Annotated in this window: 12 protein-coding genes and 4 tRNA genes; 2 read left to right on the plus strand and 14 right to left on the minus strand. The window is 55.6% G+C overall.

The features are described from left to right. Positions 1-28: 28 nt before the first annotated feature. The 3 genes from oxyR to dusA form a co-directional block, all read right to left on the minus strand. Positions 29-928, minus strand: a complete 900-nt coding sequence (oxyR, locus tag ACN0VL_RS00750; protein WP_417614148.1) for a DNA-binding transcriptional regulator OxyR — start codon at positions 926-928, stop codon at positions 29-31. 252 nt (positions 929-1180) lie between these two features. Then, positions 1181-1909 (minus strand): glutathione peroxidase, encoded by a 729-nt coding sequence (locus ACN0VL_RS00755; RefSeq protein WP_417614149.1) that lies wholly within the window; start codon positions 1907-1909, stop codon positions 1181-1183. Positions 1910-2260: 351 nt separating this feature from the next. Continuing rightward, positions 2261-3244 carry a tRNA dihydrouridine(20/20a) synthase DusA gene (dusA, locus tag ACN0VL_RS00760; RefSeq protein ID WP_417614150.1) on the minus strand — a complete coding sequence of 328 codons (984 nt, stop codon included), beginning with the start codon at positions 3242-3244 and terminating at the stop codon, positions 2261-2263. 133 nt (positions 3245-3377) lie between these two features. Here dusA and zur point away from each other — a divergent pair, with 133 nt between their 5' ends. Then, positions 3378-3812 (plus strand): zinc uptake transcriptional repressor Zur, encoded by a 435-nt coding sequence (zur, locus tag ACN0VL_RS00765; RefSeq protein ID WP_417614151.1) that lies wholly within the window; start codon positions 3378-3380, stop codon positions 3810-3812. Between the two features lie 104 nt (positions 3813-3916). Here zur and alr read toward each other — a convergent pair whose 3' ends face one another. Then, the gene (alr, locus tag ACN0VL_RS00770; protein ID WP_417614152.1) at positions 3917-5005 is read right to left on the minus strand and encodes an alanine racemase; all 1089 of its coding nucleotides are present in this window, start codon (positions 5003-5005) and stop codon (positions 3917-3919) included. Between the two features lie 9 nt (positions 5006-5014). Then, positions 5015-6409, minus strand: coding sequence for a replicative DNA helicase (gene dnaB, locus ACN0VL_RS00775; RefSeq protein ID WP_417614153.1), 1395 nt, complete (start codon positions 6407-6409; stop codon positions 5015-5017). A 221-nt stretch (positions 6410-6630) separates the two neighbouring features. Between dnaB and ACN0VL_RS00780 the strand changes: the two genes are divergently transcribed. Beyond that, complete coding sequence (locus tag ACN0VL_RS00780) at positions 6631-7494, plus strand: Tim44 domain-containing protein (RefSeq protein ID WP_417614154.1); 864 nt, start codon at positions 6631-6633, stop codon at positions 7492-7494. 552 nt (positions 7495-8046) lie between these two features. Here the strand turns inward: ACN0VL_RS00780 and ACN0VL_RS00785 are convergent. From ACN0VL_RS00785 to alaS, 9 genes are all read right to left on the minus strand, one after another. After that, complete coding sequence (locus tag ACN0VL_RS00785) at positions 8047-9177, minus strand: sodium ion-translocating decarboxylase subunit beta (RefSeq protein ID WP_417614156.1); 1131 nt, start codon at positions 9175-9177, stop codon at positions 8047-8049. Positions 9178-9186: 9 nt separating this feature from the next. Further along, positions 9187-10989, minus strand: coding sequence for a sodium-extruding oxaloacetate decarboxylase subunit alpha (oadA, locus tag ACN0VL_RS00790; RefSeq protein WP_417614157.1), 1803 nt, complete (start codon positions 10987-10989; stop codon positions 9187-9189). Between the two features lie 55 nt (positions 10990-11044). Further along, the gene (locus tag ACN0VL_RS00795) at positions 11045-11287 is read right to left on the minus strand and encodes an OadG family protein (RefSeq protein ID WP_417614159.1); all 243 of its coding nucleotides are present in this window, start codon (positions 11285-11287) and stop codon (positions 11045-11047) included. Between the two features lie 282 nt (positions 11288-11569). Then, positions 11570-11646: transfer RNA gene (locus ACN0VL_RS00800), tRNA-Arg, on the minus strand. A 39-nt stretch (positions 11647-11685) separates the two neighbouring features. Next, positions 11686-11762 (minus strand) — tRNA-Arg (locus tag ACN0VL_RS00805). A gap of 61 nt (positions 11763-11823) precedes the next feature. After that, a tRNA-Arg gene (locus ACN0VL_RS00810) sits at positions 11824-11900 on the minus strand. Positions 11901-11906: 6 nt separating this feature from the next. After that, positions 11907-11999, minus strand: a tRNA-Ser gene (locus ACN0VL_RS00815). Between the two features lie 135 nt (positions 12000-12134). After that, positions 12135-12326 carry a carbon storage regulator CsrA gene (csrA, locus tag ACN0VL_RS00820; protein WP_417614161.1) on the minus strand — a complete coding sequence of 64 codons (192 nt, stop codon included), beginning with the start codon at positions 12324-12326 and terminating at the stop codon, positions 12135-12137. Between the two features lie 181 nt (positions 12327-12507). Next, complete coding sequence (gene alaS / locus ACN0VL_RS00825; protein WP_417614163.1) at positions 12508-15132, minus strand: alanine--tRNA ligase; 2625 nt, start codon at positions 15130-15132, stop codon at positions 12508-12510. Positions 15133-15221: the final 89 nt, after the last annotated feature.

Below are 15221 nucleotides of genomic sequence, written 5' to 3' on the forward strand. Positions count from 1 at the left end.
TGTCGCTTCCCGCTTTTCGCCTTACTCCTCACTGTAGCAAGCTGCTGATGGCTATTTTTTTGATCACCTTGGCCATTTCGTTGAAGCAGGGGCGGCGCACCGAATGAACCCGATGCAGCAGGGTAATGGTTCGACTGGGTTCGGGATCGGTGACGGGAACATAACGGACGCCGTGATCACTCTGCGGCGAGCCAATGGCCAGCTGCGGCATCAGGGTCAGGCCGGAGCCGGCGGCGACCATGTTGCGCAGGGTTTCCAGGCTGGTGCCTTTAAAGTGCTGATCCTCAAAGATCCCGGCGGCAAAACAAAACCCCATCGCCTGATCACGCAAGCAATGGCCATCTTCCAGCATTAGCAGCTTTTCTCCTTTCAGCTCGCTTAAGGCTACCTGCTTGCGCCCCGCCCAGGCATGGTCGCTGGGCAGAGCCAGCACCATGGGCTCATCGTATAGCGGCAAGGAGCCAAAGTCGTCCATCTGATCCAGCTGAGCCAGGATCAGGCAGTCCAGCTCTCCGTCGGCCAGTTGCTTGAGCAGTGTCTGGGTTTGCGCCTCGTATAAATAAAGCTGTAACTCGGGAAAGTGCTGCTTGAGCACCGGAATAATGTGCGGCAACAGATACGGCCCCACCGTTGGGATCAAGCCAATATGCAGCTCGCCCGACATGGGCTCGGTAAAGGTACGGGCAATATCCCGCAGCTCTTTGGTTTCGGCCAGTATGCGCTTCGCCTGTGCGGTAATGGCATCCCCCGCCGGCGTAAACAAGACCTTGCGAGAGGTGCGCTCTATCAGCAGTATTCCCAGTTCTTCTTCCAGCTTGCGTAGCTGACCACTGAGCGTGGGCTGACTGACAAAGCACTTTTCAGCGGCCTTGCGAAAATGGCGTTCTTGAGAGAGCGCCACTAAATATTCCAAATCCCGTAAATTCATATATTCCTTAATCCATGCCAACAGGAAGAAAGATAAGGAGTGAGGTGCAACACACCAAAATTGCCGATGTGGGGGTGACTACTCTGCATTCCATAGGGCGATCTTCTATGATGGTACCCCATTTTAACCGGGTATCAAGACAGCACAAGAATGGGCAAATAACGAGGCAGAGCAAACAATAGCTGCCTGTATAACAGCACAGCGCCGGCTGTTAACCGGCGCTGTAAATTAATCTTGTGAAGACAGCTGTCGTTATGCCAAATATTCTGCCAGCTCTTCGCTGCCACCTATGTGACGACCATCGATAAATATCTGCGGCACTGTGCTGCGACCCGATACGGCCTTCAGGGTTGTGCTGGTCGCACCTTTGCCCAGTACCACCTCTTCGTAACCCAGGTTTTGCTCCTGCAGCATGTGCTTGGCACGCTCACAGAAAGGGCAGCCCGGCTTGCTGAACAGGGTAATGGCTGACGGTTTGGCTGCCTTCGGGTTGATATAGGCCAGCATGGTGTCGGCGTCTGAGACTTCAAAGGGGTCACCAGGCTTGTTGGGCTCGATAAACATTTTTTCGATTATGCCGTCTTTTACCAGCATGGAGTAACGCCAGGAGCGCTTGCCAAAGCCCAGATCCTGTTTGTCGACCAGCATGCCCATGCCGTCGGTGAACTCACCGTTACCATCGGGTAGAACATGAATATGCTCGGCTTCCTGATCGGCCAGCCAGGCGTTCATGACGAAGGTGTCGTTCACACTTAAACACACAATATCGTCTACGCCATTTTCGGCGAATACCGAGGCCAGTTCGTTATACCGCGGCAAGTGGGTAGAAGAACAGGTCGGTGTGAAGGCGCCGGGTAACGAAAACACCACCACGGTTTTGCCTTTAAAAATCTCGTCTGTGCTGACATCAATCCACTGCTCGCCCCGACGGGTTCTAAAGGTAACCTGAGGAACTGACTGACCGGTTTTATCCTGCAACATAAACTAACCCCTTATTGAGTGTGCTCTGTTTTAATAGGTTCAGTATGCTCCAGCTCAGCTGATTAGTTAAACCGTTAATATCTATCACATCAATAGTTGAAAGCTATCAACAGTTCCTGGTTAACCCACAGACAGTACCACAAGGCGGCATCTATGCTCCGATGCCCGATATCGCACCCTGTTGCTTACTTCTGCGCACAACATTGGGTAGCCAAAGGTGGAACCCGTGCATCAGATCCGGCGTCGCCGGATTTAGCAGCCAAAGCAGCTACTACAGGGCTCAGCTGAAAAAGGCCAACCCTGTGCCAGCAAAGCATCCTTCTTTATCTTGATACGAGCACTGCTTTGCTATCAGACGTAACAAAACTCGGGGACTTTGGCCATGGCGGCTTCCACCACCTCGGGGCCGGCGCCGGCTTTGTGGGCGTTTTCACTTAAATGGCGTCGCCAGGCGCGGGCACCGGGCAAGCCTTGAAAAATACCCAGTGTATGGCGAGTCACATTGCCCAGATAAGTGCCCTGGCTCAGTTGCTGCTCTATATAGGGCAACAGCCGGCGGATCACTTCATGTCGACTCGGTACTTGGTAGTGATCGCCAAACAGCTCGGCATCCACCTCGGCCAGTATATAGGGGTTTTGATAGGCTTCGCGGCCCACCATGACGCCATCGAGCTGGGTCAGGTGTTGCTTGGCCTCATCCAGGGTCTTGATACCCCCGTTTACGGCCATGATCAGCTGCGGGTAATCACGCTTGAGCTGGTAAACGCGCTCGTAATCCAGCGGGGGAATTTCGCGGTTTTCCTTCGGGCTCAGGCCCTTGAGCCAGGCCTTGCGCGCATGCACGATTAACGCATCTACGCCGACTTCCACCAAGCCATCGACCAGGGTGCAAAGAAACTCATAGCTATCTTGTTCATCGATACCAATGCGGGTTTTCACCGTCACCGGTATCGACACCGCGGCTTTCATGGCGGCTATGCTGTCTGCCACGCGCTGTGGCTCTGCCATCAAACAGGCACCGAACATGCCGTTCTGTACTCTGTCCGACGGACAACCGACATTGAGGTTGATTTCATTGTAGCCGCGCTGCTCGGCCAGCACGGCACAAGCAGCCAGCGCCTGAGGATCACTTCCGCCCAGTTGCAACACCAGTGGCTGCTCCGGCTCGCTAAAACCAAGGTAATCGCCCTTGCCGTACAAAATGGCCCCCGTGGTCACCATTTCGGTATACAGCTGGGCATGTCGGCTCATCAGCCGATGAAAGTAGCGGCAATGACGATCGGTCCAATCCAACATCGGAGCGACGGAAAAACGGGCACTGGGGTAATGATTCATATAAACGATGACTTTTTGAACACAAGGACGGGCATTATACCCAAGCCCACCCACACACCCAAGCTTGTTTAGGTGACGCTAAATACCTCTGTGTTAACATGCAGCCAGTAACCATAGAGGGTCATCGTCGTTTATGTCCATTCAACATCAGCTTGAGCGTGCCGATTTGCTGTGCAAACAGCGCGGCGTACGCTTTACTCCTACTCGTCGTAATGTGTTTACGCTGATTGCTGGGTATCAGGGCGCCGTGAGCGCATATGATTTACTGGATAGGCTCAAAGAGCTGGAACCCAATGCCAAGCCCCCCACTGTGTATCGGGCACTGGACTTTTTACTGGCTCAGGGTTTTATACACAAGGTAGAGTCGTTAAACGCCTTTTTATTCTGCGAACACTTCGACGAACATCATCCCATGCAGCTGTTGATCTGTAATCAGTGTGGTCTGGTAATAGAGCTGCATGATGAGGCCATTAACCAAGCCTTTGAGCATCAGGCTCAGCTGAATGGCTTTGTCATTACCAATCAGTCGATTGAAGCCCATGGCCGTTGCCGGCAATGCGCCGAATGAGATGAAAAACGTGGGGGGGGTGAGAGATGAGGCGAGAGGTGTAAACACCACGGCTTTGGAGCCGGTGTTGGCCACCTCACGCCTCACTATCAACGACTTGCCTGCTAGTCGACGTATTCCAGCCGTGGGCGTGCCGTCAGGCGGGTAACCAGTTCGTAGGCAATGGTACCCACGTGGCGAGCCACTTCTTCCGCCGCCAGACCTTCTCCCCACAACAGCACTTCATCGCCCACCTGTTCGGTGGCATCCGGCCCCAAGTCCACGGTCGCCATGTCCATGGCCACCCGGCCCACCAGCGGCACGCGGCGGCCATTGACCAGCACAGGTGTGCCCGGCGGGGCCATGCGTGGATAACCGTCGCCATAGCCCACGGCAATCACGCCGATACGCGTATCTCTCGGACTGACCCAGGAGCCGGCGTAACCGACGGGCTCGCCGGCTTTGTGCTCGCGCACCGCAATCAGGCTGCTGGTAAAATTCATGGCCGGGCGCAGACCAAAGTCGGTGCCTTGCTGATCACCAAAGGGGGTAATGCCGTAGAGCATGATACCGGGGCGAATGTAATCGGCATGAGCCTCGGGAAAGGCAATCACTCCGGCAGAGTTACACAAGGCGGTGTGCTTGACCTTGCCTTTGGTAGCCTGCTGAAAACGGGCAATGGCCGCCTCTGTAACCGCTCGCTGCTCGGGTTCGTCGGCACGGGCAAAGTGGGTAAATGCATTTACCGGCTGCACCACCTGCGTGATTTCGCTTAAACGGGCCAATACCTGATCGGCCTGCTCCGGGCTGAAACCGATGCGGTGCATACCCGAGTCGATTTTCATCCAGATAGTGACGGGGGCCGGCAGTGGCGTTTTCTCGAGCAGATCCAGCTGGGCAAACTCGTGAATACAAAGATGGAAGTTGTTTAATGCAGCAAATTCGAGCTGGGCGGCGTTCAAAAAGCCCGACAGCAACAGGATAGGCTGGCGAATACCGCCGGCACGGAGCTTTTGCGCTTCTTCAAAACGGGCGACGGCAAACATGTCCGCGGTATCTTTAAGTGCGGCTGCCACTGTTAGATCGCCATGGCCGTAAGCATTGGCTTTTACTACTGCAATGGCCTTGGCCGTGGGCGCCAGCCGTTTAGCCTGCTGCAGGTTGTGTTGCACTGCGGCCAGACTGATGCGAGCAATTGCTCCATGTGCATCCATCTCTGCTCCTTAATATTCATCATCAAATGCGGGGCCGGCATAGTTGTCGAAGCGAGAAAATTGCCCCTGGAACGTCAGCCGCACCCTGCCTATAGGTCCGTTTCGTTGCTTGCCGATGATGATTTCGGCGATGCCTTTTTCGGGGCTGTCATCGTGATATACCTCGTCTCGATAAATAAACATAATCAAGTCGGCATCCTGCTCAATAGAGCCAGATTCACGCAGATCCGAGTTAACCGGGCGCTTGTCGGCGCGCTGCTCCAGGCTTCGGTTAAGCTGAGACAGCGCCACTACCGGCACTTCCAGCTCCTTGGCCAGGGCCTTGAGCGAGCGGGATATTTCGGCAATTTCCAGCGTTCGGTTATCCGCCAGACTGGGGACCGTCATCAACTGCAGGTAATCAATCATGATCATGCTGATCCCCCCGTGCTCCCGCGCAATACGCCTGGCGCGAGCACGCACTTCGGTGGGGGTCAGGCCGGAGGAGTCATCGATATAAAGCTGACCTTTTTCCAGCAACATGCCCATGGTTGAAGACAATCGAGCCCAGTCTTCATCATCTAGCTGCCCGGTACGAATGCGGGTCTGATCGATTCGTCCCAGCGAGGCAAGCATCCGCATAATAATCTGCTCAGATGGCATTTCCAAGGAGAATATGAGTACAGGTTTGTCACTTGTTAGTGCAGCGTGCTCGCAAAGGTTCATTGCAAAAGTCGTTTTACCCATAGAAGGTCGAGCTGCCACTATAATCAGGTCCGAAGACTGGAATCCGGCAGTTTTTTTATCCAAATCCGAGTAACCTGAAGAGACTCCGGTGATGCCATGATGCGGATTTTTATATAGCTCTTCTATGCGATCGACGGTTTTTTCGAGCAGCACCCGCAAGGGTTGTGGCCCTTCGTTGGCATTGGCTCGACTTTCGGCAATTTTAAAGACCTTGGTTTCGGCCAGATCGATCAGATCGCCGGCATTTCGCCCCTGAGGATCAAAGCCCGACTCGGCAATGTCATTGGCCACCGCTATCATTTCTCTGACCAGCGCACGCTCGCGCACTATGTCGGCATAGGCACCTATGTTGGCGGCACTGGGGGTATTTTTGGCTATTTCGACCAGATAGGAAAAACCACCGACGGTTTCCAATGCCTCATGGCGCTCCAGTTCTTCCTGCACCGTAATCAGATCGATGGGATTGTTGAGCTGCCCCAGCCGCTGCATGGCCTGAAAGATCAGCCGGTGAGGCCGGCTGTAAAAGTCGGGCTCCGATACTTTTTCCGCCACCCGGTCCCAGGCATTGTTATCCAGCAACAAACCACCCAGCACAGATTGCTCCGCTTCAAAGGAATGGGGTGGCATTTTCAGCTGGGCCACAGCCTGATCGACCTTAGTAACGGTTTTTTCGCTCATCGGGGTTCTCTCTGGTTTAGCAAACGTGAGTGTACTTTAGGCTTAGGATGGCATTGTACATCCGATGCCCTTCCCGAGCATCTAGATCTGGGATCTGCCAACCGTGTGACGACACCAGGGGACAGGGGCCGGCTTGCCGACGCTGGCTGTTTCTTAATCGCCTGTTGACATAACATGTCTCTGCTTTAGGATGTGCTGGTCTGTCATTCAAGGAAGCTCACATGCGCAAACTTCTAACCCTGTTTACTCTAATTTTTGCGATTGGCATTACCGCCACCGCTTTTGATGCCGAAGCCCGTAAAATGGGCGGTGGCCGCTCTATGGGCAAGTCATATAAAACTGCCCCGGCCCAACCTGCCAATCAGCAAGCGGCCGGGCAAAACACCGCCGGACAAGCTCAGGCACCGAAGAAATCCGGTGGCCTTATGGGTGGCTTGCTGGGCGGCCTGCTGGCCGGTGGCCTGATTGCCGCCTTGATGGGCTCGGGCGCGTTTGAAGGCTTCCAGATCATGGACTTTCTGATGATGGCCGGCCTCGCCTTTGTTGCCTTCAAAATCTTTAGTGCCCTGCGTAAAGGCAAGGCGCCAGCGCCCGCCTCCAGAGCGGCATATAATGGGCCCCAGCAATTTGAAGCTCCCCAGCAGCCTGTGGCCTCTTCACCCTCGACTGGTGGTGCCGGTGGCTTTGCGGCCAGCGATGTGCCCTTTAACCTGCCTCCGGGTTTTGACATGCAGGCCTTCTTGCAAGGTTCTCGCGACCATTACCGCACCCTGCAGGAAGCATGGAACAAGGACGATCTGGAAAAAATCCGCGAGTACGTGACCCCCGAGCTGTTTGCCGATTTAAGCAAAGAGCGCGCCACCTTGAGCGGCGAGCAACATACTGAAGTGATGTTTGTCGATGCCGAGCTGGTTCGTGCCGACCACACCTCTTACCACGCTCAGGTCAGCCTGAAGTTCAGCGGTCGCTACCGCGATAGCCAGGAAGGCGTCGAGCAAGACATTCGCGAAGTCTGGCACCTGGAGCGCGATTTAACCAAGGAGAATGCTCCCTGGTTGATCGTCGGTCTGGAAGATAACGCCTAACCTCCGTTAGACAAGCAAGAAGATACAAGGCGCCCGAGGGCGCCTTTTGTTTTGCCTCTGGCGATCCGAACCAATATCTGACCAGATGCTTAATGGGATTGATATCACCATATTGCCTAAAACCTGCGCATCATATCCTGCTGCACAGGGGTTAGCAGCTAAAGCAGCTACTACATTCGTACACCATGCAAACATCTGCGCTGCCAATATGTTGCACGGAAGGCGCTGCTGTAGGCACTGCTTCAGCTGTGCAATGTAGCGCAGCTACATCCCGCAATGCCGCTACGCGGCATCTTTGCTCCAATGTTTCATACCTCGCCGTATTACCTAATACCTGTGCATCTATTCGGTGGCAAAGGGTGGAACAGGTGCATCAGATCCTGCTGCGCAGGATTTAGCAGCTAAAGCAGCTACTACATCCGTGCTGTATGTTAGACGCGGTACTACTGTAGGCGCTGTGATCGCTGCGCAATGGCGCAAAGCGCCGGGCAACAGAAAAGGCGCCCGCAGGCGCCTTGTTTCCATCTGTAAAACCGTTCCGCAAAAGGCGGGTTAGCCAACCAGTGCCAGCAACACACCGGCGGCGACCGCCGAGCCGAGTACACCGGCGACGTTCGGGCCCATGGCATGCATCAGCAGGAAGTTCTGGTTATTGGCCTCCAGGCCCACCTTGTTGACCACCCGGGCCGCCATGGGGACCGCAGACACGCCGGCCGCGCCGATCAGCGGGTTAACCCTGCCACCGGACAGCTTGCACATCAGCTTGGCCATCAGCACGCCACCGGCAGTACCGATGGAGAAGGCCACCGCGCCCAGCGCCAGAATGCCCAGGGTATTCAGGGTCAGGAACTGCTCCGCCGACAGCTTGGAGCCCACCGCCAGTCCCAGAAAGATGGTGACGACGTTGATCAGCTCGTTTTGCGCCGTCTTGGACAGCCGGTCCACCACTCCGGACTCCTTCATCAGGTTACCCAGACAGAACATGCCGATCAGCGGTGCCGCCGCCGGCAGAAACAGTATGGTCAGGGTCAGCACCATCAGCGGGAACAACACCTTCTCCCGCTTGCTGACATGACGCAGCTGCTCCATCTTGATTTCACGCTCTGCCTTGGTGGTCAGCAGCTTCATGATCGGCGGCTGAATTATCGGCACCAGTGCCATATAGGAATAGGCTGCCACCGCGATGGCACCGAGCAAGTCCGGCGCCAGCTTGGAGGCCAGGAAGATGGCCGTAGGACCATCCGCCCCCCCTATGATGGCGATAGCCGAGGCATCCGCCAGGGTAAACTCAAAGCCCGGTAGCGCGTTCAGGGCTATGGCGCCAAACAGGGTGGCAAAGATGCCAAACTGCGCCGCCGCGCCCAGCAACAGGGTCTTGGGGTTGGCAATCAGGGCGCCGAAGTCGGTCATGGCCCCCACCCCCATGAAGATCAGCAACGGAAAGACGCCGGTGCCAATCCCTACCTCATAGATGTAATACAGCAGTCCGCCCGGTTCGGCCATGCCCGCATTGGGAATGTTGGCCAGCACACCGCCGAAGCCGATGGGCAGCAACAGCAGGGGCTCGAAGCCCCTGGCGATGGCAAGATAGATGAGGCCCAGGCCCACCGCTATCATTACCAGCTGCTTCCAGTGAAAGTTGGCCAGGCCGGTTTCCTGCCACAGAGTCAGTAACGCATCCATTTCAGCTCCTTAGGCCAGGCTGACCAGAGGGTCGCCAACGGATACGGCATCGCCCTCTTTCACCAGCACATTCAGCACCTGTCCGGCCCGGGCCGCCCGTACTTCGGTTTCCATCTTCATGGCTTCCAGGATCAGCAGCACATCACCGGCGGCAACCTGACTGCCGGCCTTGGCCACCACCTTGAAGATATTGCCGGCCAACGGCGCCGGAACAGCCTCACCTGAGCTGGCTGGCGCAGGGGCGGCCTGCGGGGCCGCAGCAACCGGGGCGGCGGCACTCGGGGCACCGTGTACGGCGCTGATGCTGCCGGCCGGTCCCACTTCCACTTCATAGACCTGACCATCAACCTTGACCGCATAGACTTCGGATCCGGCCGCCGCTTGGCTGACAACAGCGGCAGGCGTCGCGACCGGCTCGGGCTCGGTACCCGGGGCCGGTTCGAAGGCGGACGCATCGTCACGATGGCGAATAAACTTGAGACCGACCTGCGGGAACAGGGCGTAGGTCAGCACATCGTCCACCTCGTCGGTGGCGACCCGCAGTTTTTCTTCTTTCGCCAATGCCTGAAACTCGCCGGTCAACTTGGCCAGCTCGTCGGTCAGCAAATCGGCGGGGCGACAGGTAATCGGCTCGGCGCCGTCCAGCACCCGCTGTTGCAGCTCGGCATTCAGCGGAGCCGGAGCCGCACCGTATTCGCCTTTCAGCACACCGGCGGTTTCCTTGGTGATGCTCTTGTAACGTTCGCCGGTCAGGACGTTGATCACCGCCTGGGTGCCGACAATCTGGGAGGTCGGAGTCACCAGCGGAATAAAGCCCAGATCTTCCCGCACTCGGGGGATCTCTTTCAGTACTTCGTCCATTCTGTCGGCCGCGCCCTGCTCTTTCAGCTGGCCTTCCATGTTGGTCAGCATGCCACCGGGCACCTGAGACAAGAGGATGCGGGAGTCGATGCCCTTGAGGCTGCCTTCGAACTTGGCGTATTTTTTGCGTACTTCACGGAAGTAGGCGGCAATTTCTTCCAGCTTGAGCAGATCCAGGCCGGTATCGCGCTCTGAGCCTTCCACCATGGCCACCAAGGTCTCGGTAGGCGAATGACCGTAGGTCATGCTCATGGAGGAAATGGAGGTGTCCAGGATGTCGATACCGGCATCGATGGCTTTCATGTGTGTCGGCAGGCTCAGGCCGGTGGTGGCATGACAATGCAACGCCAGTGGCAGCTTGACCTCGGCCTTGATGCGCTTGATCAGCTTCTCGGCTTCGTAGGGTTTGAGCAGACCGGCCATGTCCTTGATGCAGATGGAATGACAACCCATGTCTTCCAGCTTCTTCGCCATGTCGACCCACATCTCCAGGGTGTGCACCGGGGACGTGGTATAGGAAATGGTGCCCTGGGCATGACCTTCAACCGCCACCGTGGCCTTGATGGCGGTTTCCAGGTTACGCACATCGTTCATGGCATCGAAGATGCGGAATACATCCATGCCGTTGGTGCGGGCCCGCTCCACAAACTTGTACACCAGATCATCGGCGTAATGGCGGTAGCCCAGCAGGTTCTGGCCCCGCAGCAGCATCTGCTGAGGGGTTTTCGGCATGGCTTTTTTCAGGGCGCGCAGGCGCTCCCAGGGATCTTCGCCCAGATAGCGGATACAGGCATCGAAGGTAGCGCCTCCCCAGGTTTCCAGGGACCAGTAGCCGATGTCATCCAGCTTTTCGGCGATGGGTAGCATGTCTTCCAACCGCAAACGGGTGGCGAGCAGGGATTGGTGCGCGTCACGCAGCACCACATCGGTGATGGCAAGTGGTTTGGTCATTTGACTAACTCCGTTAAGTTCCGTTTATATCAGTCCGGTCGATGTTTTGCCTGACTCAGTCTTTTTTATTGTTTTTGTAATGGTTGATGGCGGCGCTAATGGCGGCCATTTTTTGTGGGGTCAGGCCATTGCCGGTCGCCATGACGGCGGCGGTAACCGGCCTCGGTGCCGGTTCGCCGGCGATCAGCGATAATACCTTGATGGCCAGAATAGTGAGTGAAAGGAAGGCAAAGACAAACATCATGCCCAGCCCCATCAGTCCGGCGGCTTCCGATAGTTGAGAAGAGACGTTATTCATTGGCATGTTCCTTACTGCCTGCGATCCGGCCATGAGCATACTCAGCTTACGCGGGTATTGGCAATGCTACATGCTCAAAAATGTTGTAAAGATTACAAATAAAAGTTCAAAAAGTGCAATTAATCACATTTAAAACCAAAAATAAGGCATAAAAATTCAAGTTGAAGTGTCAATTGTGATTTATATACAAAGTATTGCGGGGGGTGGGAAGTGAGAGCTGTTTCTGGCAGGGAGTAGGCAGACAGCCACAAAAAAACCTGCTCGGGGCAGGCTTTTTTAATATGGCGCATCCTGGAGGATTCGAACCTCCGACCGCTCGGTTCGTAGCCGAGTACTCTATCCAGCTGAGCTAAGGATGCATTATTAACTTGTTACTTATTTTAACTATGAGATTCAGATGGCGCACCCTGGAGGATTCGAACCTCCGACCGCTCGGTTCGTAGCCGAGTACTCTATCCAGCTGAGCTAAGGGTGCATTTCTGAAACTACTTGCTCTGTTGTCGCAAACGTTTGCTATTAACGCCTGCCTTACTAAATGGCGCATCCTGGAGGATTCGAACCTCCGACCGCTCGGTTCGTAGCCGAGTACTCTATCCAGCTGAGCTAAGGATGCTTAATATGGCGGTGAAGGAGGGATTCGAACCCTCGATGCGGGTATAAGCCGCATACTCCCTTAGCAGGGGAGCGCCTTCAGCCTCTCGGCCACCTCACCGGTTTGTTGGGGCGTATATTACCGTCAGCCGAAAATAAGTCAAACCCTTTTCTTGCCTGATTTGTTCGTTTGCACAGACTTTAAACGTTCTGCATTAAAAGCCGGCAACATGAACAAAATCCACCCCATTTCTACTTAAAACTGCTCGCCTTCTGCGTTGCCTTTTTCGGCTTGTATACGCATATAGATTTCTTCGCGGTGCACAGACACTTCTTTTGGCGCATTGACACCAATACGAACCTGGTTACCCTTCACACCCAGCACAGTTACGGTGACTTCGTCACCAATCATCAGGGTTTCCCCTACTCTTCTTGTCAAAATCAGCATCTTGCTGCTCCTGTATCCGCTATGTCATGGTCAATAATGTTATTTATTATCCGCTAAAGGTGTGTAAAAACCTAGCCTTTCCCCCGTTAACAAATGGGGGAGTACAGCGCATAAATCAAGAGGCCTGTCGATGACAGGCCTCTTTTATCATTCTAGCAGTCTATTTTGAATCCAGTTTATACTATAGGCGCTCTGCCAACCAGGGCGTGACCGACGCCAGCGCCGCAGGCAGCTGTGCCGGCTCGCTACCGCCAGCCTGAGCCATGTCGGGGCGTCCACCGCCCTTGCCGCCCACTTGCTGAGCCACCAGGTTAACCAGTTCGCCCGCCTTTACCTTGCCGGTTAAATCCTTGGTCACGCCGGCAATCAGGCTCACCTTGCCATCATTGACCGTGGCCAGTACCACTACGCCTGACTGCAGCTTGACCTTGAGATCGTCCAGGGAGCCGCGCAACGACTTGCCGTCTACGCCGTCCAGGTCGGCAACCAGTACCTTGGTACCATTGATTTCGGTCACGCGCTCCAGCAAGGCGGTACCGGCTTGAGCAGTCAATTTGGCTTTTAGCTGTTCTATTTCTTTTTCCAGCTGACGGCTGCGGTCGAGGGTTTGCTTGACCTTGTCGGCCACCGAGAACAGATCGCCCTTCACCAAGCCGGCCGTTTGTGCCAGCTCTTGATTCAACTGGTGCAAATAGGCCAGCGCCGCATCACCGGTGACTGCCTCGATACGACGCACACCGGCGGCAATGCCGCTTTCCGACACTATCTTGAACAGGCCGATGTCACCGGTGCGTTTTACATGGGTACCGCCACACAGTTCGGTGGACGCATCCCCCATGGAGACCACGCGCACTTCGTCGTCGTATTTCTCGCCGAACAGCGCCATGGCACCGGCTTCCTTGGCGGAGTCCAGATCCATCAACCGGGTAGAGACCTCATGGTTGGCACGGATCTCCTTGTTGACCATGTCTTCGATTTCACGAATTTCCTGCGCCGTCATGGCTTCCAGGTGAGAGAAATCGAAGCGCATCCGCTCCGGCCCTACCAGAGAGCCCTTCTGAATGACGTGGTCACCCAGCAGCTTGCGCAGACATTCGTGCATCAGGTGCGTCACCGAGTGGTTGAGCGCCGTGGCCTGACGACGATAGCCGTCTACCGCCGCCGTGACCGACTCGCCCACTTCCAGGGTGCCCAGCTCCAGGGTGCCCAGGTGCAAGACGCCATTGCCGGCCTTTTGGGTGTCTTGAACGACAAACAGGCCCTCTTCCAGCTTGATCACGCCGGTGTCACCGACCTGGCCGCCAGACTCGCCATAGAAAGGTGTTTTATCCAGCACGATGGCGCCTTCTTCACCGGCAATCAGCGCCGACACCGACTCACCATTTTTAAACAGCTCGGTCACCCTGGCCGGCTCCGCCAGATGCTCGTAGCCGGTAAAGTCGGTAGACCCTGCCACTTTTATCGCCTTGGTGTAATCCACCCCAAAGTTGGAGGCTTCCTTGGCGCGCGTACGCTGCTGTTGCATCAGCTCTTCAAAGCCGGCTTCGTCGATACTGAGCTCGCGATCACGCAGCACATCGGCGGTGAGGTCGGCAGGAAAGCCGTAGGTGTCGTACAGCTTGAATACCACGTCACCTGGCAATACCTTGGCCTCGCCCAGCTCGCTGATGGCATCTTCCAATAACTGCAGGCCCCGGCCCAGAGTACGGGCAAACTGCTCTTCTTCCAGGCGCAGTACTTTTTCGATGATGGCCCGTTGCGTGTTGAGCTCGGGGTAGGCGTCCGACATTTGCTCGCACAAGGCGCCAACCAGGGTATAAAAGAACGACTGTTCGGCACCCAGCTTGCGACCATGGCGCACCGCGCGACGAATAATACGGCGCAGCACATAACCACGGCCTTCGTTGGATGGCATCACCCCATCGGCAATCAGGAAGGAACAGGAACGAATGTGATCGGCAATCACCCGCAGCGATTTATTATCCAAGTCATCGGTGCCCACGGCCTGCGCCGCGGCCTTGATCAAGGCCTGAAACAGGTCGATTTCGTAGTTGGAATGCACGCCCTGCAAGATAGTCGCGATGCGCTCCAGCCCCATGCCGGTATCAACCGATGGCTTGGGTAATGGTTCCATGGTGCCGTCTGCCTGGCGGTTGAACTGCATGAAGACCAGGTTCCAGATTTCGATATAACGGTCGCCATCTTCTTCCGGGCTGCCGGGAGGACCGCCCCAGATATGCTCGCCGTGATCGTAAAATATCTCGGTACAGGGGCCACAAGGGCCGGTATCACCCATGGTCCAGAAGTTGTCGGAGGCATATTGCGCGCCCTTGTTGTCGCCAATACGCACAATACGCTCTTCCGGCACTCCTACTTCTTTAGACCAGATATCAAAGGCTTCGTCGTCGGTCGCATAAACCGTGACCCACAACTTGTCTTTTGGCAGCTTGACGACGTCGGTTAAAAACTCCCAGGCAAAACGAATGGCATCTTGCTTGAAATAATCACCAAAACTGAAGTTACCCAACATTTCAAAAAAAGTATGGTGGCGTGCGGTGTAACCCACGTTTTCCAGATCGTTGTGCTTGCCACCGGCACGCACACAGCGCTGGGAGCTGGTGGCTCTGTTGTAGGCGCGCTGCTCAAGGCCCAGAAACAGATCCTTGAACTGATTCATACCGGCATTGGTAAACAAAAGGGTGGGGTCATTATGGGGCACCAGTGAGCTGGAGCTCACCACCTGGTGGTCTTGCTGGCGAAAATACTCGAGAAACGCGGTGCGTAACTCAGATGTGGTCATCTGCATGGATAATCCTGTTCAATTACTGGGTTCATAGGCGTTAACCCAGCTAATTTAAAAGGTATCCGGGCTAATGTAAAACGCAGGCTTGCGTT

Origin of the sequence: Oceanisphaera sp. (assembly GCF_048268965.1) — a bacterium.
Taxonomy (GTDB): Bacteria; Pseudomonadota; Gammaproteobacteria; order Enterobacterales; family Aeromonadaceae; genus Oceanimonas.

What these genes read in the sequence shown, in the direction of transcription:
- oxyR (WP_417614148.1), bottom strand. Translation starts at nt 928, where the DNA reads ATGAATTTACGGGATTTGGAATATTTAGTGGCGCTCTCTCAAGAACGC.
- ACN0VL_RS00755 (WP_417614149.1), bottom strand. Translation starts at nt 1,909, where the DNA reads ATGTTGCAGGATAAAACCGGTCAGTCAGTTCCTCAGGTTACCTTTAGA.
- dusA (WP_417614150.1), bottom strand. Translation starts at nt 3,244, where the DNA reads ATGAATCATTACCCCAGTGCCCGTTTTTCCGTCGCTCCGATGTTGGAT.
- zur (WP_417614151.1), top strand. Translation starts at nt 3,378, where the DNA reads ATGTCCATTCAACATCAGCTTGAGCGTGCCGATTTGCTGTGCAAACAG.
- alr (WP_417614152.1), bottom strand. Translation starts at nt 5,005, where the DNA reads ATGGATGCACATGGAGCAATTGCTCGCATCAGTCTGGCCGCAGTGCAA.
- dnaB (WP_417614153.1), bottom strand. Translation starts at nt 6,409, where the DNA reads ATGAGCGAAAAAACCGTTACTAAGGTCGATCAGGCTGTGGCCCAGCTG.
- ACN0VL_RS00780 (WP_417614154.1), top strand. Translation starts at nt 6,631, where the DNA reads ATGCGCAAACTTCTAACCCTGTTTACTCTAATTTTTGCGATTGGCATT.
- ACN0VL_RS00785 (WP_417614156.1), bottom strand. Translation starts at nt 9,177, where the DNA reads ATGGATGCGTTACTGACTCTGTGGCAGGAAACCGGCCTGGCCAACTTT.
- oadA (WP_417614157.1), bottom strand. Translation starts at nt 10,989, where the DNA reads ATGACCAAACCACTTGCCATCACCGATGTGGTGCTGCGTGACGCGCAC.
- ACN0VL_RS00795 (WP_417614159.1), bottom strand. Translation starts at nt 11,287, where the DNA reads ATGAATAACGTCTCTTCTCAACTATCGGAAGCCGCCGGACTGATGGGG.
- csrA (WP_417614161.1), bottom strand. Translation starts at nt 12,326, where the DNA reads ATGCTGATTTTGACAAGAAGAGTAGGGGAAACCCTGATGATTGGTGAC.
- alaS (WP_417614163.1), bottom strand. Translation starts at nt 15,132, where the DNA reads ATGCAGATGACCACATCTGAGTTACGCACCGCGTTTCTCGAGTATTTT.